We start from the raw sequence: 19518 nt of genomic DNA, 5'->3' as shown, positions 1-19518 counted from the left end.
TAGACGCGGAGGCCAACGTGCCGAGCCTCCATGCCTTCGCCAATCCCGCGCGCTTCCTGAAGCTCGCCAGGCCACTCACCCCGATCCTGTTCTGGTCGGGGCTCGTGCTGCTCGCGATCGGCCTGTGGGGCGCGCTGTTCCGTATCCCGCCCGACTATCTCCAGGGCGAGACGGTGCGGATCATGCACATCCACATCCCGACCGCGTCGCTCGGCATGGGCGCCTGGGCCGGGATCGCGCTGTCGTCGATCGTCTATCTGGTCTGGCGCCACCCGCTGGCGATGGTCGCGGCGCGCGCCATCGCGTTGCCGGGCGCGGTGTTCTGTGGCCTCTGCCTCGTCACCGGATCGATCTGGGGCCGGCCGACCTGGGGCACCTGGTGGCAATGGGACGGGCGGCTGACTTCGATGCTGTTGCTGTTCTTCGTCTATCTCGGCTTCATGGCGCTGACCCGCGCTGATGCCGAGCGGGGCGGAGACGGCCGAATTCCGGCGATCTACGGCATTGCCGGGTCGGTGCTGCTGCCGATCATCCGCTATTCGGTGGTCTGGTGGAACACGCTGCATCAGGGGCAGAGCATCAGCCTGACCAAATCGACCATCGACAATTCCATCCTCTGGCCACTGCCCTTCACCTTGCTCGGCTTCTCGCTGATCTTCGGAGCGGTGGTGCTGATGCGGATGCGGACCCTTCTTGCCACGGCCAAGGCCGAGGCGCGCATGCGGCGGATGGCGGCATGAACCCCTGGCCGTTCGTTTTCGGTGCCTATGGCATCACCCTCGCCGCGGTCACCGCCCTGGTCCTGTGGAGCTGGGTCGCGATGCGACGGAGCGAACCTAAATGAAGGCCAAGCATCAACGGCTGACCCTCGCACTGCTGGCGGTCGCGGCGGTGATCGGCGCCGCGCTGCTCGCGCTGTCGGCGCTGAAGGACCAGGCCGCGTTCTTCTACGCGCCGGGAGACGTGAAGAAGGGCGAGATGCCGCTGGGCCGTGCTGTGCGGCTGGGTGGCATGGTCGAGGCAGGCTCGATCGCGAAGCTGCCCGACGGCGTCTCGATCCGCTTCGTCGTCACCGACGGCATCGCCAAGGTGCCGGTCGCGTTCAAGGGCATCGTGCCCGACCTGTTCCGCGAGAAATCGGGCGTGGTGGCGGAAGGCAGCTTCAATCCCGACGGCAGCTTCACCGCGACCAACCTGCTCGCCAAGCATGACGAGAAATACATGCCGCCCGAAATCGCAGGCAAGATGCACGAGACGAAGTCGCTCGAACAATGATCGCTGAAGCAGGCCTGGCCGCGCTCTGGTTCGCTGCCGCGCTCGCGGCGTTGCAGCTTGCGCTGGCGGCTGTGGGCGTGCGCCGCGCGATATTCTCCGGCTCGTCCAAGGCCAGCGCCGACGATGTCGCGCTGACCAACCAGATCCTCTCCGCCGTGCGCCCGGTCGCGGTGGTGCAGGGCCTGCTCGCCGGGCTGGCGCTGCTTCTCCTGATTACCGTGTTCGTCCGCTCCGACATGTCGGTGTTGCTGGTCGCGACCAACAGCCATTCGGACAAGCCGCTGCTCTACAAGATCGCCGGCGCCTGGGGGAACCATGAGGGCTCGATGCTGCTCTGGGTCACCATCCTTGGGCTTGCCGGCGGGGCGGTCGCGATCCTCGAGCGTCGTCTCCAGCGCGCGACCCTGATCGCGACGCTCGGCGCGCAGGCGATGATTGCGCTGGGTTTCTATGCGTTTCTGCTGTTTTCCTCCAATCCGTTCGCAAGGCTGAATCCGGCGCCGGTCGACGGCAACGGGCTCAACCCGCTGCTGCAGGACCCGGGCCTGGCCTTCCATCCGCCGACGCTCTACATCGGCTATGTCGGCATCTCGGTCGCCTTCTCCTTCGCGGTCGGCGCGCTGGTGACGCGCGATGTCGGGCCTGCTTTCGCCCGCGCGATGCGTCCCTGGGTGCTCGGCGCCTGGATCTTCCTGACTCTCGGCATCACCGCAGGCAGCTATTGGGCTTATTATGAGCTCGGCTGGGGCGGCTGGTGGTTCTGGGACCCGGTCGAGAATGCCTCGCTGATGCCGTGGCTCGCCGCGACCGCGTTGCTTCATTCGGTGACGGTGCTGGCCACGCGCGACGGTCTGCGCGCCTGGACGGTGATGCTGGCGGTGGTCGCTTTCTCCATGTCGATGATCGGCACTTTCCTGGTGCGCTCGGGCATTCTGACCAGCGTCCATGCCTTTGCGGTCGACCCCAAGCGCGGCGCGTTCATCCTCGTGCTGCTCGCGCTCTATATCGGCGGCGCGCTGTTGCTGTTCGCGGCGCGGGTCGGCACGGTGCGCCAGGGCAATACCTTCGAGCCGGTCAGCCGCGAAGGCGCGCTGGTCGCGAACAATCTGCTGCTGAGCGTTGTCTTGGGCATCGTGCTGATCGGCACACTCTATCCGATCGTCGCCGCGGGCATGGGCGTGCAGCTCTCCGTCGGCCCGCCCTTTTTCGACAAGACCGCCGGGCCGATCGCGCTGATCCTGGTCGCGATCATGGGGGCGGGGCCGCTGATGCGCTGGCGTCGCGACGAGCCCAATGCCGTGCTCGGTCGCATGACCGTGCCCGTCGCGGCTACCGGTATCACCTTTGCGGCCTTTGCGGCGCTCGGCGGCGGGATCGGCATTCTGCCGCTGCTCGGCCTGTCGCTCGCGGTCGGGGCCGGCACCGCGAGCGTCGCGCCGTTGTGGAAACGCAATCTGCGGCGCACGCCGCTGTTCACCTGGGGGATGGTGATCGCGCATCTCGGCATCGCGGTGAGCCTCGCCGGCATGGCGTCGGACAGTGCCTTCACCAAACAGACGCTCGTCGCGGCGCGGATCGGCGAGCCGCAGCGCGTCGGCCCGTTCACGGTCACGCTCGACCATATCCGGCCGGTGATCGGCCCGAACTGGTCGGCGCTCGAAGCGACGCTGACCGTGCGGCGCGGTGACGGCACGGCCTTCACCCTGCGCCCGCAGTCGCGCTTTTTCGCCTCGCCGCCGACCGTGACCAGCGAATCCGCCATCGCGACGAAGATCGACGGCCAGCTCTATACCGTGCTGGGCCAGGAGGACGAGCAGGGCCGCTGGCAGCTTCGCCTGTGGTGGAAGCCGTTCGTCACGCTGATATGGTTTGGCGGCGCGCTGATCGCGCTCGGCGGGGCATTGTCGCTGCTCGGTCGCCTGCGCCGTGAGCGCCGCGTCGTGGCGCGGGAGGAGGAGGCATGAAGCGGATGCTGCTCTGGGTCCCGTTCGGGGCATTCGCCTTGCTGTTCGCGGTGGTGGCAAGCGGGCTGATCGCGCCGGCCGATCGCACGGTGAAATCCGCGATGGTGGGCAAACCCCTGCCGAAATTCACGCTACCGGCGATCATCGAGACCAAGCCCGGCCTCGGCACCGAGACCTTCCAGCAGGGCAAGCCGCGCCTGCTCAACGTCTTTGCCAGCTGGTGCGTGCCGTGCATCGCCGAAGCGCCGAACCTGATGCGGCTGAAGGCGATGGGCGTGCCGATCGACGCCATCGCCATTCGCGATACCGGGCCGGCGATCCGCGGCTTCCTTCAGCGCAACGGCGATCCTTATGAGCGCATCGGCGACGACAAGGTCAGCGCGGTACAGCTTTCGCTCGGCTCGTCCGGCGTGCCCGAAACCTTCGTGGTCGACGGCCAGGGGCGGATTGTGAAGCAGCATATCGGCGACATCCGCGCCGAGGACATTCCCGCGATTCTCGAAGCCCTGCAGGCGGCGAAATGACGCCAACTCACAGCCGTCATGCCGGACGTGTTCCGGCATCCATCGAGCCGCAAACGCTGCTGCGTGTGCGGAAGCGTGGACCCCGGAACAAGTCCGGGGTGACGGCAGGTTTGTTAGGATTGCTGCTCCTCGCAGCCCCGCTCCACGCCGATAGTGGCCTGCCGCCTGCCGCGCTCGCCAACACGCAGCTGCGCGATCCGGCGAAGGAGGCAAAGGCGCAGGCGCTGATGATCACCCTGCGCTGCCTCGTCTGCCAGGGCCAGTCGATCGCCGACAGCGACGCCGACATGGCAGGCGACATGCGCGCTTTGGTGCGCCAGCGTATCCAGGCCGGGGAAAGCCCGGATTCGGTGCGGCGCTGGCTGATCGAGCGCTATGGCGACTATGTGACCTACGATCCGCCGTTCAATGCCGTGACCGCGGCGCTGTGGCTGGCGCCGCTCGCAATGCTCGCCATCGGGGCGTGGCTCGCGCGCGGCAGTTTCAAGAGGAAACGGCGCTGATGGGCTGGATCATGCTCGCCCTGATCGGTCTGGGCTCGGCGGCCGTGCTGTGGTTCGCCGGCGTCGCACGATCGCTCTGGACCTTTGTCGGCGCGGCGATGATGCTGGGCGCGGCCGGTTATGCGCTGCAGGGCGATCCGGTGCTGCCGGGCCATCCGGTCGCGGCCAATGCCGAGCCGATCGAGGTCGATCCCGCCCTGACCGAGCTGCGCGATTCGATGCTGGGGCGATACACCGCCGAGGGTGCCTATCTGATCGCCGCTGACGGCGTGACGCGCGCTGGCGATACCCGGAGCGCGGTCCAGGCGGTGCTCGGCGGAATCAACAAATATCCCCGCAGCCTGGCGCTGTGGACGGGGCTCGGCTCAGCGCTGTCGGTGCATGACAATGTCGTGTCGCCCGCCGCACTTTACGCCTTCCGGCATGCGGCCGAGCTCAATCCAAAGCACCCGGCGCCGCCCTATTTCCTTGGCCTCGCCTATATCCGGGCCGGTGAATATGCGGTGGCGCGGCCCTATTGGGCGAAGGCGCTGGAGCTGTCGCCGCCCCAGCAGCCCTATCGCAAGGAGATCGAGGCTCAGCTCGCGCGGCTCGATGCCTTCCTCACCATGGCCGAACGCGGCCAGCTTCAGGCGCCCGCCAACTGATCGCTACGTCTGGCAGGCTTGTTAAGCAAAATATTGTAATATATAGATAATTATACGTATCTGACTTGGCCCCCGGACGAAAAGATATGGGACAAGATGGTGTCCCATATCTCCCTCGATTCAAGATAGCCTATGCAGGCCGTACCAAGCTGCGATGTCGTCCGTAAAGCCTGTCAGCCCTGCCAGACCTCGAACGGCAGATCGAGCGCGTCGGCGACGGCTTGATGGCGGATCTTGCCGCCCGAGACGTTCAGGCCGTTGGCGAGATGCGGATCGGCCTTCATCGCGTCCTTCGCGCCGAGCCTGGCGAGCTTCATCACGAAGGGCAGCGTGGCGTTGTTGAGCGCGAAGGCCGAGGTCCGGGCGACCGCGCCGGGCATGTTGGCGACGCAATAATGGATCACGCCGTCGACCTCGAACACCGGGTCCTCATGCGTGGTGGCATGCGATGTCTCGAAGCAGCCGCCCTGGTCGATCGCGATATCGACCAGCACCGATCCGCGCTTCATCGTCTTGAGCATCTCGCGGGTGACCAGCTTCGGCGCCGCGGCACCCGGCACCAGCACCGCGCCGATCACGAGATGCGCGTTCTTCACCGCCGCAGCGATCGCCGCCCTGGAGGCATAGGCGGTCTTGATCTGGCTGCCGAAGAACATGTCCAGCTCGGCCAGTCTGGCGTTGGAGATGTCGTAGATCGTCACATCCGCGCGCATGCCGACCGCCATCTGCGCCGCGTTCACGCCCGAGACGCCGCCGCCGAGGATCGCGACCCGCGCCGGCGCCACGCCCGGCACGCCGCCGAGCAGCACGCCGCGTCCGCCCTGTTCCTTCTCCAGATAATGCGCGCCGACCTGGATCGACATGCGGCCGGCCACTTCCGACATCGGTTTGAGCAGCGGAAGGGAACGGTCGTTCGCCGTCACCGTTTCATAGGCGATGCACGTCGCGCCCGACTTCATCAGGCCCTCGGCCTGAGGCTTGTCGGCGGCAAGATGGAGATAGGTGAAGAGCAGATGACGCGGCTCCAGCATCGCCACTTCGCCCGGCTGGGGCTCCTTGACCTTCACGATCATGTCGGACTGCGCAAAGACGCTCGCCGCATCGGGCAGGATCGTCGCGCCCGCCGCGACATAGTCGGCATCCTCGAAATCGATGCCGAGGCCCGCGCCGGTCTGGACGAACAGCTCGTGCCCGGCCGCGGTCAGCTCGGCGACCGACGGCGGGGTGAGACCGACTCGGTACTCGTGGTTCTTGATTTCCCTGGGAACACCGATGCGCATGAAAGCTCTCCTGGATTTTGCCTGCATATACACCAGCGGGGCCGGGAAGTGCTTGCAATCTGCTGGTCGGCTTGCCCCGAGTTGCAATCGCATTGCGTATATGCCGCGATTGGCGCAATGGATACCCGCATGGACAGCATAGATCGCAAGATCATCGCACAGCTTGGCGAGGAGTCGGGTATCACCAGCGAGGAGCTGGGCGAGCGAGTAGGCCTCTCTCCCTCGGCCGCGCATCGCCGGGTGAAGACACTGGAACAACTGGGGTTGATCCAGGGTTATCGCGCCCGGCTGTCGCGTGCCGCGCGCGGCAATCCATCGACGGTGTTCGTCTCGGTCACGCTCACCGACCAGCGTCAGGCGACGATGATGGCGTTCGAGCACGCGCTGTCATCGACCGCGCAGGTCAGCGAGGCGCATCTGATGAGCGGCGAATCCGATTATCTGCTCAAGGTGCTCGTCCGCGAAGATGACAGCTATGAGCGGATTCACCGCGAAGTCCTGTCGGTGCTGCCGGGCGTCCACCGACTCGTCACGCAGTTCACCATCCGCACCCTGGCGACGGAGGAATAGGATGCGCCCCAGCCCCAATCTGGGTGGCGTTGCCGGGGCATTGGCCCCGTGCTACTGCGCCGCCTCTTCGAACGCAGGGGCGCAGTTCGTTTCACCCATGACCTATGTATTTGAAAACCGGGCAAGATTGTCCCGCCCGTGAGCAGTGACTCGCCCAGCGTGGACGAGTCCGCGCCCGCGGAGGCCACGGCATCCGCCATTCATCATCATAAAGACGGGCTCGCCAAGCTCGCGCTCGGCGCGATCGGCGTCGTTTTCGGCGACATCGGCACCAGTCCGCTCTACGCCTTTCGCGAGACCTTTGCCGGTCACCACAAGCTGGCGCTCGATCCCGCGCACATCTGGGGCGTCGTCAGCCTGATGTTCTGGTCGATGACGGTCGTGGTGACGTTCAAATATGTCTCGATCATCATGCGCGCGGACAACAAGGGCGAGGGCGGCAGCCTGGCGCTGCTCGCGCTGATCAACGGACAGACCAAGACCCGGCGCTGGTCGAACGGCATCATCCTGCTAGGCGTGTTCGCGACGGCTTTGTTCTACGGCGACTCGATGATCACCCCGGCGGTGTCGGTGCTGTCGGCCGTCGAGGGGCTGGCCGTTGCGGCGCCTGCGTTCGGCAGCCTGGTGATCCCGATCGCGGTGCTGATCATCATCGGCCTGTTCATGATCCAGCGTAACGGCACGTCGCGCGTGGGGCTGTTCTTCGGGCCGATCATGCTGGTCTATTTCGCGGTGATCGCGACGCTGGGCCTGCTGAGCATCGTCCACACGCCCGCGATCCTCTGGGCTTTCTCGCCGCATTATGCGGTCGAGTTCTTCATGCTCGATCCGATCCGCGCCTTCCTCGCGCTCGGCTCGGTCGTGCTCGCAGTGACGGGTGCCGAGGCGCTTTATGCGGACATGGGGCATTTCGGGCGCAACCCGATCCGCGTGTCCTGGCTGTTCTTCGTGCTGCCGGCGCTGATGCTGAACTATATGGGGCAGGGCGCGCTGCTCTTTCGCGAAGGCGATCACGCTTTGCGCAGCCCGTTCTACATGCTCGCGCCCGAGCATCTGCAGCTCCCGCTGGTCGTGCTCGCCACGGCGGCGGCGGTGATCGCGAGCCAGGCGGTTATCTCGGGCGCCTTCTCGGTGACTCAGCAGGCGATCCAGCTCGGCTTCATCCCGCGTCTCCGCATCGAACATACCAATGCCGCGACCGCGGGGCAGATTTATATCCCGCTGGTCAACTGGGCGTTGCTGGTGATGGTGCTGCTGCTGGTGATGTTCTTCCGTACCTCGTCCAACCTCACCTCGGCCTATGGCATCGCGGTGACCGGGGCGATGCTGATCGACACCTGCCTGCTCTCGGTCGTGCTGTTCCGGCTGTGGCATTGGCCGAAATATTACGCGATTCCGCTGCTCGCGGTCTTCTTCCTGGTCGACGGTGCCTATTTCGCCGCGAACCTGACCAAGGTGCCCTCGGGCGGCTGGTTCCCGCTACTGGTCGGCTTCATCATCTTCACCTTCCTGACGACCTGGTCGAAGGGGCGGCAGCTGATGATCGACCGGATGCGCGAGGCGGCGATGCCGATCAAGGTGTTCATCCAGTCTGCCGCGACCTCGGCGACTCGGGTGCCGGGCACGGCGGTATTCATGACCTCCTCGCCCGAGGGCGTGCCGCATGCGCTGCTGCACAACCTCAAGCACAACAAGGTGCTGCATGAGCGGGTGATCCTGCTCACGGTGAAGATCATGGACGCGCCCTATCTGCCCGAATCGGAGCGCTTCATGCTCGAGAATCTGGGGGACGGTTTCCACCGCATGATCCTGCGCTACGGCTTCATTGAGGAGCCTGACGTGCCGGTCGCGCTCTCCCGAGTGCATCAATGTGGCGCCGATTTCCGTATGATGGACACCAGCTTCTTCCTCGCACGGCAGACGCTGTTGCCCTCGGCGCGGCCGGGCATGATGATCTGGCGCGAGAAGCTGTTCGCCTGGATGCTCCGCAACGCGGAAAGCGCGATGGAATTCTTCCGCCTGCCGACCAACCGCGTGGTCGAACTCGGCAGCCAGCTCGAGATTTGAGCGAGGCCGCGCCGATTATCGTGACGGCTTTGCTCGGCAAGGCCGATGCGGCGTGGCTCGATGGCCTGCGCCGCGCGCATTTCCCGCCGGAGCGGAATCAGCTGGAGGCGCATCTCACGATGTTCCACCACCTCGCGCCCTCGCTCGAGGCCGAGCTGAAGCACCGGCTGGCCGGCGAGACTCGTGGCGTGAAGTCGCCCCAGGCATGGGCGGCTGGCCTGGTCTCGCTTGGCGGCGGTGTCGCCTTCCGGATCGAGAGCCCTGAACTGGTCGATATCCGCGACCGGCTGGCCGAGGCATTCGCGCCGATGCTGATGCCGCAGGACCGCGCCGGCTGGCGCCCGCATGTGACGATCCAGAACAAGGTGCCGCCACAGCAGGCCAGAGCGTTGCTGCGGGTGCTGGAGGTCGATTTCCGGCCGCGGCGGGTCGTGATCGCGGGGCTGGCGAGCTGGTGGTATCGCGGCGGGCCATGGGCGCCGCTTTCGCGTCACATGTTCGCTTGACCAGAGCGGGCGAGCGCTCCTATAGGCGCCGCTCTCGAATGGCTGGGGCGGAGTAGCTCAGCTGGTTAGAGCACGGGAATCATAATCCTGGGGTCGGGGGTTCAAGTCCCTCCTCCGCTACCATATCGTAGTGGGCCCACCTGCCATTCGCGATCCTCACAGACTGACCGAATCGATCCAGCGCCGCGCGCGCCGGGAGATGTCGGCCGGCAAATCGTCCGGGTCGGCCTCGATGACTCCCTCGATCTCGATCGACCAGCGCTTCGGCCGGTAGATCACGTTGTGCACGAGGAAGACCGAGGCGCGGTCCTGGCGGTTGTTGAGTGGCTCTTCCACCTCGAAAACCAGGCTCGGCGCGTCGTGCGCCGTCATGCCGATCTCCTCGCGCAACTCGCGCAGCACATTCTGCTCGGCGCTCTCCCGAGGCTTGCGACCGCCGCCTGGAAGGTGCCAGCCGCGCGCATAGCTCAGTTTCACGAGGATGATCCTGCCCGCAGGGGTGATGGCGACGGCATGCGCCCCATCGACATCGGGTCTAGTCAGAGCCCAGAGGCGACCGCGCCCATATTGGAAACCGCCGACCAGGAGCCGGAGTGCCTTCCGGTACAGGGTGTGGATCAAGGATCTTCCCCTCAGACCGCCGCTCGTGGCGGGAAGTGCCGCGACTTGGCGCTGACATGCTGTTTTGGCATCAAGGAAGCAATGCGCTTGCCGAATTCATATTGGCCTCCGCCTTTTCTGCCCTCCGCAATTCGGCTAGCGGAGCCTGATCCAAGGAGATGCCCATGAAGACCCGCGCCGCCGTTGCTTTCGAGGCGAAGAAGCCGCTCGAGATTGTCGAGCTCGACCTCGAAGGCCCCAGGGCCGGCGAAGTGCTGGTCGAGATCATGGCGACGGGCATCTGCCACACCGATGCCTACACGCTCGACGGGCTCGATTCGGAAGGGCTGTTCCCGAGCGTGCTCGGCCATGAGGGCGCCGGCATCGTGCGCGAGGTCGGGCCGGGCGTGACCAGCGTGAAGCCGGGCGACCATGTCATCCCGCTCTACACGCCCGAATGCCGCCAGTGTAAGTCGTGCCTCAGCGGCAAGACCAACCTGTGCACCGCGATCCGCGCGACCCAGGGCAAGGGGCTGATGCCCGACGGCACCAGCCGCTTCAGCTACAAGGGCCAGACCATCTTCCACTATATGGGCTGCTCGACCTTCTCCAACTTCACCGTGCTGCCCGAGATCGCCGTCGCCAAGATCCGCGAGGACGCGCCGTTCAAGACCTCGTGTTACATCGGCTGCGGCGTCACCACCGGTGTCGGCGCCGTGGTGAACACCGCCAAGGTGCAGGTCGGCGAGAATATCGTGGTGTTCGGGCTCGGCGGCATCGGACTCAACGTGCTGCAGGGTGCGCGGATGGCGGGCGCCAACAAGATCATCGGCGTCGACATCAACCCCGACCGCGAGGAATGGGGCCGCCGCTTCGGCATGACCGACTTCATCGACGCCCGCGGCAAGTCGCGGGAAGAGACGATCGCGGCGATCCTCGCCCTCACCGATGGCGGCGCCGACTTCACCTTCGATTGCACGGGCAATACCGAAGTCATGCGCACCGCGCTCGAGGCATGCCATCGCGGCTGGGGCACCAGCATCATCATCGGCGTGGCGGAAGCGGGCAAGGAGATCAGCACGCGGCCGTTCCAGTTGGTCACCGGGCGCAACTGGCGCGGCACCGCATTCGGCGGCGCCAAGGGCCGCACCGACGTGCCCAAGATCGTCGACTGGTACATGAACGGTAAGATCGAGATCGACCCGATGATCACGCATGTCCTCAGCCTTGAGGAGATCAACAAGGGCTTCGACCTGATGCATGCCGGCGAGAGCATCCGCAGCGTCGTGGTCTACTGATGGAGACGGTCAGCACCAACAAGGCCCATGGCGGCGTGCAGGGCGTCTATCGTCACGCATCGACCGTGACGGGCACGCCGATGACCTTCTCGGTGTTCGTGCCCGAGCATGACGACGGCGCGAAGCTGCCGGTGCTCTGGTATCTGTCCGGGCTGACCTGCACCCACGCCAATGTCACCGAGAAGGGCGAGTATCGCGCTGCCTGTGCCGAGCAGGGCCTGATCTTCATTGCGCCCGACACCTCCCCCCGCGGCGACGAGGTGCCGGACGACGAGGCCTATGACTTCGGCAAGGGCGCAGGCTTCTATGTCGATGCGACCGAGGAGCCCTGGTCAGCGAATTTCCGCATGCGCAGCTATATCGAGGACGAACTGCCCGCGCTGATCGCGGCGGAGTTCCCGATGGCTGATCTGACGCGCCAGGGGATCACGGGCCATTCGATGGGCGGGCATGGCGCGCTGACCATCGCACTGCGCAACCAGGGGCGGTTCAGGAGCGTCTCCGCCTTCGCGCCGATCGTGTCGCCGCTACATTGCCCCTGGGGCGAGAAGGCGCTGACCGGCTATGTCGGCGCGGACCGCGAGGACTGGCGGACCTATGATGCCTGTGCGTTGATCGCCGATGGTTTCCGTATGCCGGAAATCCTTGTCGATCAGGGGGATGCCGATAGTTTCCTTACAGAGCAGCTCAAGCCGGAATTGCTCCGCGAGGCCTGCGCCCAAGCGGGGATCGACCTGACCTTGCGGATGCAGCCCGGGTACGACCACAGCTATTATTTCATCTCCAGCTTCATGGCTGACCATGTCGCCTGGCATGCCACCCGGTTGAAGGGCTGAAAGCAAAACTGCGCCTCCCGGCCATTCCGCCGGCGCCACGCCGACGCCATGTTGCCAGCGGACACTGATCGCCCCTAGATGCGGGCGACCTCATCACGGACGATTCCATGACCACCCATTCGACCCGCATGCTCATCCTCGGCTCCGGCCCGGCCGGCCTTTCCGCCGCCATCTATGGCGCGCGCGCCGGCCTGGCGCCGATCGTCGTCCAGGGCATCCAGCCCGGCGGGCAGCTGATGACCACGACGGACGTCGAGAATTATCCGGGCTTCAAGGACGTGATCCAGGGCCCGTGGCTGATGGAGCAGATGCAGGCCCAGGCCGAGCATGTCGGCACGCGCATGATGTGGGACACCATCGTCGAGATCGACCTGTCGCGCCGGCCCTTCCGGCTGATCGGCGACAGCGGCGACGTTTATCAGGGCGACGTGCTGGTCATCGCGACGGGCGCTCAGGCCAAATGGCTGGGCCTCGACAGCGAGGAAGCGCTGAAGGGCAAGGGGGTCAGCGCCTGCGCGACCTGCGACGGCTTCTTTTTCCGCGGCAAGAAGATCGCGGTGATCGGCGGCGGCAACACCGCGGTCGAGGAAGCGCTGTACCTGACCAATCACAGCCACGACGTCACCTTGATCCATCGCCGCGACTCGTTCCGCGCCGAGAAGATCCTTCAGGACCGGCTGTTCGCGCACAAGAACGTGAAGGTGCTGTGGAACAAGGAAGTCGAGACCTTCGTCGACGGCGGCGGCAACGCCGGACTCGTCGCGCTCGACCTGGTCGACACCGTCACGGGTGAGAAGTCGCGGCTTGATGTCGAAGGCGGCTTCGTCGCGATCGGGCACCATCCGGCGACAGAGCTGTTCCGCGGGCATCTGGAACTCGACAGCGACCATTATATCAAGGTCCAGACCGGCTCGACCAAGACGAGCGTGCCGGGCGTGTTCGCCTGCGGCGACGTGATGGACAAGGTCTATCGCCAGGCAGTGACGGCGGCGGGAACGGGCTGCATGGCCGCGCTGGATGCCGAGCGCTTCCTTGCCGAAGCCGATTTCGAGGTTGCCGAAGCGGCCGAGTGACGCCCTGAGGGCCGCGCGACTCTCGAACTTATCGGTGTTACTGGTTCGCCTTGCTCGCAGCGAAGCGGACCAGGGCCCCGAAAGTCTCCAGCATCTCGCCATCGACCTCGTCATCCTCGATCAGGATGCCCAGCCGTTCCTCCAGTTCCGTCAGCATGCCAGCCACGGCCATGGAATCGAGTTCCGGCAGCGCGCCGAACAGCGGCGTCTCGCTGCGAAAGGCGCCGACGCGCTCCTCGCTCAGGCCAAGCACATCGCGCAGCACCGCGCGGACCGCGGCATCGATTTCGGCATTGTCGTCAGGAAGCACTATGAACCCCGGTTTCATCCCTTGTTGGCTTCGCCGTTAGAGACTGGGCGGTAGGATGCCAAGTGCGGGCCTTGGCAGCACAGGTGCGCGGTGCGTATCAGGAAGCATGATACCGCTAGATCCCGTGCCGCAGCCGATCGACGCATTGCCCGCGCGCGGCGCGACGGGCGATGTGGCGCTGGTCGATCGGGCCGGGAGCCTGGATTTCGCCGAGCTCGAAGTGCTGACGGGGGCCTTGGCGGCATGGCTGGCCGGGCAGGCCCTGCCGCCAGGGGCACGTGTCGCCTCCTGGCTGCCCAAGACGCGCCTTGCCTGTGTGCTGCCGATGGCGGCGCCGCGCGCGGGCCTGATCCATGTGCCGATCAATCCGGTGCTGAAGCGGGCGCAGGTCGCGCATATCCTTGGCGACAGCGGCGCGGCATTGCTGGTGACTCAGGCGGTGCGTGAGTCCTCGCTCGAGGCCGGCGACGTGCCGGGCGAGTGCAGGCTGGCGCTGGAGGATGAGGCAGTCAGTGATGACGTCATCCCGCCATCCTCCGCCGATACAGATGCGTTGGCGGCCATCCTCTATACCTCGGGTTCCACGGGCCGGCCCAAGGGCGTGATGCTGAGCCATGCCAATCTGTGGCTGGGCGCGATCTCGGTCGCGCATTATCTTGACCTCTCGCCTGCCGACCGCGTGCTGGGCGTGCTGCCGTTGAGCTTCGACTATGGCCAGAACCAGCTCTTTTCGACCTGGGCCGCGGGCGCGTCGGTGGCGCCGCTCGACTATCTCACTGCGCGTGACGTCATCAAGGCGGTCGACCGGGTCGAGGCGACGAGCCTGGCGGGCGTGCCGCCGCTCTGGGTACAACTGCTCGAGGCGGAATGGCCGGTCGACACCGCGGCGCGGCTGAGGCGGCTGACCAACTCAGGTGGCGCACTGACGCCAGGCATGATCCGGGCGTTGCGGCAGCGTTTTCCACAGGCCGATCTTTATCCGATGTACGGGCTGACCGAGGCATTCCGGTCCACCTATCTGTCCCCCGAACTGGTCGATACCCATCCCGAGGCGATCGGGCAGGCGATTCCCTTTGCCGAGGTGATGGCCGTGCGCGCCGACGGGTCGCGTGCCGCGCCGGGCGAGCCTGGCGAACTGGTCCATGCCGGGCCGCTGGTCGCACAGGGTTATTGGGGCGATGCCGAGCGGACCGCGCTGCGCTTCAGGCCGGCGCCCGGCTGGGCTGAGCATGGTGGCACGGCCGTGTGGTCGGGCGATACGGTGATCGAGGGCGTGGACGGCCTGTTTCGCTTCGTCGGGCGCGACGACGAGATGATCAAGAGCGCCGGCAACCGGATCAGCCCTACCGAGGTCGAAGAGGCAGTGCTGTCGGGCGGCGAGGTGGCCGAGGCGGTGGCGATTGGCGTGCCCGATGCCCGGCTCGGCCAGGCGATCGTGGTGGTGGCGCGGGCGAACGGTGACGCGGGCGCGGCGGAAGCGGGGTTGCGGGAGCGTCTGCGACGGGAGTTGCCGAGCTTCATGCAGCCCGCGCGTTATGAATGGCGGCAGGAATTGCCCAGAAACGCCAATGGTAAGCTGGATCGAGCGGCCATCACATACTCCGTTCGCCCTGAGCTTGTCGAAGGGCTGCCTTCTTCCTCGGGCCAAGGGAAAGAGCAGGGGTTGGCCTCCGGCCGCCTTCGGCCCGACAACCCCGGATCAAGTCCGGGGCCGAACGGTGGGGTAGGTGCTGCGTCCGATAATGGGGTGACGTCATGAAGCCTATGGGCACGATTCCCAGGGAATTCCGTGGCGACGGGCCGCTGGTCGTCGCGGGCAGGACAGCCGAGGAATGGATTCAGGTGGCCGGCGATACGCCGCTGTTCGTCTATGATGTCGGCATGGTGAAAGCACGGATTGCGCGGCTTCGCGCGGCGATGCCGGCGGCGCTCGATCTTCATTATGCGATCAAGGCCAACCCGTTCGCGCCGCTGATTGCCGCCATGGCGCCGCTGGTCGACGGTCTGGACATCGCCTCGAAAGGAGAGATGGCGCTGGCGCTGGCGGCGAAGCCGGGCAGCGCGATCAGCTTTGCCGGGCCGGGCAAGCGGGACGACGAGATCGCCGCGGCGATCGAGGCGGGGGTGACCCTGAACCTGGAATCAGAAGGCGAGGCAAACCGCGCGCTGACCGCAGCGGAACGGCTCGGCGTCACGCCGCGGCTTGCGATACGGGTCAATCCCGAGATCGAGCTGCGCGGATCGGGCATGCGCATGGGCGGCAGGGCCTCCCCCTTTGGGGTGGACGCGGAGCGGGCGGGCGCGCTGGCGAAGCAGGTGATCGCGGCCGGGGCGGACTGGCGCGGATTCCATATCTTTGCCGGATCCCAGGCGCTTGACCCACAGGCGATCATCGAGACCCAGGCCGAGACGCTGGCGCTGGCCGGACGTCTGGCGGACGAGGTCGGGGTCACGCCACCGCTCGTCAATCTCGGCGGCGGGTTCGGCATTCCCTATTTCCCCGGCGAGGTGCCGCTTGACGTCGAGGCGATCGGGGCGGCGCTGGCCGAGCGCCTGACGTCATTGCCGGATGCCCTGGAGGGTACGCGTTTTGCGATCGAGCTTGGGCGCTGGCTGGTCGGGGAGGCGGGCGTCTATCTGACACGCGTGATCGATCGGAAGGAAAGCCGCGGCGAGCTGTTCCTGGTGGTGGACGGCGGGCTGCACCACCAGCTCGCGGCCTCGGGCAATTTCGGCACGGTCGTGAAGCGAAACTATCCGGTGGCGGTCGCCTCCGCCAGGAAAGATGCGCCCGTCGAGACCATCAGCGTCGTCGGGTGCCTGTGTACGCCGCTCGACCGCCTGGCGGACCGAGTCGTGTTGCCCGCCGCCCGGCCCGGGGACGTGGTCGCCATTTTCATGGCTGGCGCCTATGGCCTTTCCGCGAGCCCCGCCGCATTTCTGGGGCACGACTTGCCGCGCGAGATTCTCGCCTAGAAGACCACCATTGCCGCGCGGACGGTCAGCGCGACCAGGCAGAGGGTGGCCAGGGTGAAGATCGAGAAGCGGACGATCACCCGATTCACCGTGACCTGAACGATGCTGTGCACCACGCGCAGACCGACATAGGCCCAGGCGACCCATAGCGCATTGCCATTGCCCATGCCGCTCAGCGCCAAAGTCAGTGCGACGGCGTAGAACAGAGTCGGCTGTTCCATGAGATGGTTGTAGTTGTCGGCTGGCCACTGCGCCTCGGCCGGGATGCGCGCACGCAGATCGGCGCCGTTGCCGCCAACCAGGTTCCTGGTGTCGATCTTCGCGGCGTTCATTGCCGGAATGCGCTTCGCGTACATCCAGAGCCACATCACGAGGCTCCAGGCAACCAGCGCGACAACGGGCGCAAGGATCCGATGTTCGGTCATGACGACAGTTCCCCTCCTGTTATGCGGAGAAGCTGCCTCAATCGTGACGGAGGCGCAATACTGGCGCCACGGGGTCGGTCACGCCCTTACAAGTAACAAGGGGTCGGAACGACCGTGTGCGGCGTTCCGACCCCTGTCAGCGCTCGTCGATCTCGGGCGCGCCGATCAGTCGAAGCTGGCGCCCCAGCGGCGCTTGGTGCGGGTCTTCCACAGGCCGCGGTGATAAGCGTCCGACGCCAGCAGCGGCATGACCGAGCCCGCTTCCGCGAACACCATCTGCTCGATGCCGGTGTTGACCTTGCCCCAGCTCGCGGCCTCCTGCAGCGTCGAGGACGAGCAGGCGCCGTCGCGCACGTCGGCGACGGTGATCTGCACCGCATATTTGTGTACCTGGACGTCGTCATGGCCGAGGATCTCGGCGCAGACCACGGTGTCCTGGATGAAGTTTTTCGGCACGCCGCCGCCGATCATCAGCAGGCCGGTGGTGCCGGCCTTGATCTTGATGTCGGTCAGCTCGCGGAAGTCGGCGATGGCGTCGAGCACCATGTACGGCTTGCCTTCCTTGGCGCGGTCGACCTGGTGCTTGACCAGCCCGAAGCCGGCCGAGCTGTCGACGAACGCCGGGCAGAAGATCGGCACGTCATGCTCATAGGCGAGCTTGACCAGGCTGTTATCCTTCTTGCCGTTCTCGACGAGATACTTGCCCATCGCGCGGATGAACTCGCGGCTGGAATAGGGGCGCGGCTCGAGGCCGTTCGCGATCTCGTAGATCGTGTGGTCGCAATCCTGGAGCTGCTCTTCGTCGATATAGGTGTCGTAGATGCGATCGATCAGCAGCGAGCGCAGCGTGTCGTCGTCCGGCACTTCGAGCGCCTGATAATGCTTGTGGCCAAGGCCCTCGAAGAAATCCATGTCGACGATCGACGCGCCCGTCGCGACCACACCGTCGATCATGTTGTTGCGCAGCAGCTCGGCGTACAGGTCCATGCAGCCGCCCGCCGAGGTGGACCCGGCGATTACCAGGAAGATCGAGCAATCTGGATCGGCGAGCATCTGGTTGTAGATGTCGGTCGCGCGGCCGAGATCGCGGCTGGTGAAGCTCATCTTCTTCATCGCGTCGACGATCGGGCGCGCGTCGAACTTGGTGATGTCGATATGCTCGACCTGAGTCGAGAGCAGCTCTGCCTTACGGGTGTCGTTGATGGCTTCGGTCATTACAGTCTCCTCATTCCCCTCCCGCTTGCGGGAGGGGGTAGGGGAGGGCAGGTCGCCACAACCCCAATGAATACAGGCCCTCCCCCTACCCCTCCCGCGAGGCGGGAGGGGGGAAGAAGAGCGGTAGTGGTTGCTAGTTACAGCGTGACGACGTTCGAAGCGACCTCGCGCTCGTCGCTGACGTACAGGGACGCCATCGGTTCGTCCTCGACGATCACCGTCTCGTCCGATCCAAAGCCGTTGAACGCCGTGCGCATCGCGCAGCCATAGGCCCCGAGCATGCCGATCTCGATATAGTCGCCGGCACGGGTGTCGGCTGGCAGCAGGAACGGGCCGGCCATGTGATCCATATCGTCACAGGTCGGGCCGTAGAAGCTGAACTCCATCAGCTTCGCCCGGCTGTCAGGTTCGCGCAGCAGCTCGACCGGGAAACGCCAGCCGATATGCGCCGCATCGAACAGCGCGCCATAGGCGCCGTCGTTGATGTAAAGCTCGTCGCCACGGCGACGCTCCACCCGGACGATCAGCGAGCTGTATTCGGCGCACAGCGCACGGCCGGGCTCGCACCACAGCTCGGACGAATAGCTGACCGGCAGGCTCTCGAACGCACGGTGGATCGTCTCGAAATAACGCTCCAGCGGGGGAGGCTCCATGCCCGGATAGCTGGACGGGAAGCCGCCGCCGACGTCGATCACGTCGACCGTGACCGCCGCGTCGACGATCGCCGCACGGACGCGCTCAAGCGCGTTCGCATAGGCTTCCGGCGTCATCGCTTGCGAGCCGACATGGAAGCAGATGCCAAGGGCATCGGCAGCCTGACGTGCCGCGAACAGCAGCGCCTTGGTCTCGCCGGGTGCCGCGCCGAACTTCGACGCGAGGCTGAGCTTGGAATGCTCCGACGAGACGCGCAGGCGGACACAGAGCGTCAGATCCTGGGCGCCGCGAGTGGCGCGGACGATCTTGTCCAGTTCCTCGAGCGAATCGAGCGAGAAGACGCGGACGCCATGCGTGAAATACGCCTCTTCGATCGCTTCCTCGGCCTTGACCGGATGCATGAAGCACAGGGTCGCGCCGGGAACGGTGCGGGCGACGAGCCGTACCTCGGCAATCGAGGCGACGTCGTAATGCGTGATTCCGCTCTCCCACAAGACCTTGAGCAGGTCCGGCGAGGGATTGGCCTTCACGGCATACATCGAGCGGCCCGGAAACTTCTCGACGAAGAAGCGGGCGGCACGCGATGCGGCGTGCGGGCGAATGAGCGTTACCGGCTGAACCGGTCCGTGCTTAGCGATATCGATGCCGCGAACGGCGTTCGAAAGGGTGGTCGCTAACCCCAGCGCGCTATGATGCTTGTGCAACTCAAGGGACCTCCAAGTGCCTAATGGCGGACGAAAGCTGCCTTGCGGTTGGAAGTCCCATGGGGCAGCGGGAAGCGCGAAATAGGGTCGA

The 19518-nt window shown here is 65.8% G+C and carries 21 protein-coding genes and 1 tRNA gene; 16 read left to right on the top strand and 6 right to left on the bottom strand.

Annotation, left to right across the window (positions count from 1 at the left end):
- Positions 1 to 17 precede the first annotated feature (17 nt).
- From ccmC to AC1DX5_RS07135, 7 genes are all read left to right on the top strand, one after another.
- Positions 18 to 740 carry a heme ABC transporter permease CcmC gene (gene ccmC / locus AC1DX5_RS07165; RefSeq protein ID WP_465173596.1) on the top strand — a complete coding sequence of 241 codons (723 nt, stop codon included), beginning with the start codon at positions 18 to 20 and terminating at the stop codon, positions 738 to 740.
- On the top strand, positions 737 to 844 hold the full coding sequence (ccmD, locus tag AC1DX5_RS07160) for a heme exporter protein CcmD (protein WP_465173595.1): 108 nt from the start codon (positions 737 to 739) through the stop codon (positions 842 to 844). The genes ccmC and ccmD overlap by 4 nt, the downstream gene beginning before the upstream one ends.
- The gene (ccmE, locus tag AC1DX5_RS07155; protein ID WP_465173594.1) at positions 841 to 1275 is read left to right on the top strand and encodes a cytochrome c maturation protein CcmE; all 435 of its coding nucleotides are present in this window, start codon (positions 841 to 843) and stop codon (positions 1273 to 1275) included. The genes ccmD and ccmE overlap by 4 nt, the downstream gene beginning before the upstream one ends.
- Positions 1272 to 3239 (top strand): heme lyase CcmF/NrfE family subunit, encoded by a 1968-nt coding sequence (locus AC1DX5_RS07150; RefSeq protein ID WP_478014677.1) that lies wholly within the window; start codon positions 1272 to 1274, stop codon positions 3237 to 3239. The genes ccmE and AC1DX5_RS07150 overlap by 4 nt, the downstream gene beginning before the upstream one ends.
- Positions 3236 to 3763 carry a redoxin family protein gene (locus AC1DX5_RS07145; RefSeq protein WP_465176870.1) on the top strand — a complete coding sequence of 176 codons (528 nt, stop codon included), beginning with the start codon at positions 3236 to 3238 and terminating at the stop codon, positions 3761 to 3763. The genes AC1DX5_RS07150 and AC1DX5_RS07145 overlap by 4 nt, the downstream gene beginning before the upstream one ends.
- A 98-nt stretch (positions 3764 to 3861) precedes the next feature.
- On the top strand, positions 3862 to 4266 hold the full coding sequence (locus AC1DX5_RS07140) for a cytochrome c-type biogenesis protein (RefSeq protein ID WP_478014676.1): 405 nt from the start codon (positions 3862 to 3864) through the stop codon (positions 4264 to 4266).
- Positions 4266 to 4913 carry a tetratricopeptide repeat protein gene (locus tag AC1DX5_RS07135; RefSeq protein WP_478014675.1) on the top strand — a complete coding sequence of 216 codons (648 nt, stop codon included), beginning with the start codon at positions 4266 to 4268 and terminating at the stop codon, positions 4911 to 4913. Before AC1DX5_RS07140 ends, AC1DX5_RS07135 begins: the two co-directional genes overlap by 1 nt.
- 173 nt (positions 4914 to 5086) lie before the next feature.
- Here the strand turns inward: AC1DX5_RS07135 and ald are convergent, their stop codons facing one another.
- A complete protein-coding gene (gene ald, locus AC1DX5_RS07130) occupies positions 5087 to 6193 on the bottom strand; it encodes an alanine dehydrogenase (protein ID WP_478014674.1) in 1107 nt (368 codons plus the stop codon).
- Between the two features lie 129 nt (positions 6194 to 6322).
- Between ald and AC1DX5_RS07125 the strand changes: the two genes are divergently transcribed.
- From AC1DX5_RS07125 to AC1DX5_RS07110, 4 genes are all read left to right on the top strand, one after another.
- Positions 6323 to 6763, top strand: a complete 441-nt coding sequence (locus tag AC1DX5_RS07125) for an Lrp/AsnC family transcriptional regulator (protein ID WP_465173589.1) — start codon at positions 6323 to 6325, stop codon at positions 6761 to 6763.
- Between the two features lie 198 nt (positions 6764 to 6961).
- Entirely contained in the window at positions 6962 to 8830 is a 1869-nt protein-coding gene (locus AC1DX5_RS07120; protein WP_465173939.1) for a potassium transporter Kup, read from the top strand.
- On the top strand, positions 8827 to 9336 hold the full coding sequence (locus AC1DX5_RS07115; protein ID WP_478014673.1) for a 2'-5' RNA ligase family protein: 510 nt from the start codon (positions 8827 to 8829) through the stop codon (positions 9334 to 9336). Before AC1DX5_RS07120 ends, AC1DX5_RS07115 begins: the two co-directional genes overlap by 4 nt.
- Before the next feature lie 46 nt (positions 9337 to 9382).
- Positions 9383 to 9459 (top strand) — tRNA-Met (locus AC1DX5_RS07110).
- A gap of 33 nt (positions 9460 to 9492) precedes the next feature.
- On the opposite strand, the gene AC1DX5_RS07105 is transcribed toward AC1DX5_RS07110, so the two are convergent.
- A complete protein-coding gene (locus AC1DX5_RS07105; protein WP_478014672.1) occupies positions 9493 to 9957 on the bottom strand; it encodes an NUDIX domain-containing protein in 465 nt (154 codons plus the stop codon).
- A 164-nt stretch (positions 9958 to 10121) separates the two neighbouring features.
- Between AC1DX5_RS07105 and AC1DX5_RS07100 the strand changes: the two genes are divergently transcribed.
- From AC1DX5_RS07100 to trxB, 3 genes are all read left to right on the top strand, one after another.
- A complete protein-coding gene (locus AC1DX5_RS07100; RefSeq protein WP_465173586.1) occupies positions 10122 to 11234 on the top strand; it encodes an S-(hydroxymethyl)glutathione dehydrogenase/class III alcohol dehydrogenase in 1113 nt (370 codons plus the stop codon).
- Positions 11234 to 12070, top strand: a complete 837-nt coding sequence (gene fghA / locus AC1DX5_RS07095; RefSeq protein ID WP_478014671.1) for an S-formylglutathione hydrolase — start codon at positions 11234 to 11236, stop codon at positions 12068 to 12070. The genes AC1DX5_RS07100 and fghA overlap by 1 nt, the downstream gene beginning before the upstream one ends.
- Before the next feature lie 107 nt (positions 12071 to 12177).
- Entirely contained in the window at positions 12178 to 13143 is a 966-nt protein-coding gene (trxB, locus tag AC1DX5_RS07090) for a thioredoxin-disulfide reductase (protein WP_465173584.1), read from the top strand.
- A gap of 37 nt (positions 13144 to 13180) precedes the next feature.
- Here the strand turns inward: trxB and AC1DX5_RS07085 are convergent, their stop codons facing one another.
- Positions 13181 to 13453, bottom strand: coding sequence for an acyl carrier protein (locus tag AC1DX5_RS07085; protein WP_465173583.1), 273 nt, complete (start codon positions 13451 to 13453; stop codon positions 13181 to 13183).
- 106 nt (positions 13454 to 13559) lie between these two features.
- Here AC1DX5_RS07085 and AC1DX5_RS07080 point away from each other — a divergent pair, with 106 nt between their 5' ends.
- On the top strand, positions 13560 to 15212 hold the full coding sequence (locus AC1DX5_RS07080; protein ID WP_465176860.1) for an acyl-CoA ligase (AMP-forming), exosortase A system-associated: 1653 nt from the start codon (positions 13560 to 13562) through the stop codon (positions 15210 to 15212).
- Positions 15209 to 16429: a pyridoxal-dependent decarboxylase, exosortase A system-associated gene (locus AC1DX5_RS07075; RefSeq protein ID WP_478014670.1), complete on the top strand. Its 1221-nt coding sequence runs from the start codon at positions 15209 to 15211 to the stop codon at positions 16427 to 16429. The genes AC1DX5_RS07080 and AC1DX5_RS07075 overlap by 4 nt, the downstream gene beginning before the upstream one ends.
- Here the strand turns inward: AC1DX5_RS07075 and AC1DX5_RS07070 are convergent.
- From AC1DX5_RS07070 to AC1DX5_RS07060, 3 genes are all read right to left on the bottom strand, one after another.
- Positions 16426 to 16854, bottom strand: a complete 429-nt coding sequence (locus AC1DX5_RS07070; RefSeq protein ID WP_465176858.1) for an MAPEG family protein — start codon at positions 16852 to 16854, stop codon at positions 16426 to 16428. The two genes, AC1DX5_RS07075 and AC1DX5_RS07070, sit on opposite strands and share 4 nt — an antisense overlap.
- Before the next feature lie 165 nt (positions 16855 to 17019).
- Positions 17020 to 18069, bottom strand: a complete 1050-nt coding sequence (locus tag AC1DX5_RS07065; RefSeq protein ID WP_465173579.1) for a 1,9-bis(guanidino)-5-aza-nonane synthase — start codon at positions 18067 to 18069, stop codon at positions 17020 to 17022.
- A gap of 137 nt (positions 18070 to 18206) precedes the next feature.
- On the bottom strand, positions 18207 to 19427 hold the full coding sequence (locus tag AC1DX5_RS07060) for a type III PLP-dependent enzyme (protein ID WP_465173578.1): 1221 nt from the start codon (positions 19425 to 19427) through the stop codon (positions 18207 to 18209).
- Between the last annotated feature and the right edge of the window lie 91 nt (positions 19428 to 19518).

The organism is Sphingomonas sp. P2_B6, assembly GCF_056404755.1.
This window is presented reverse-complemented; position numbering and strand designations above follow the sequence as displayed.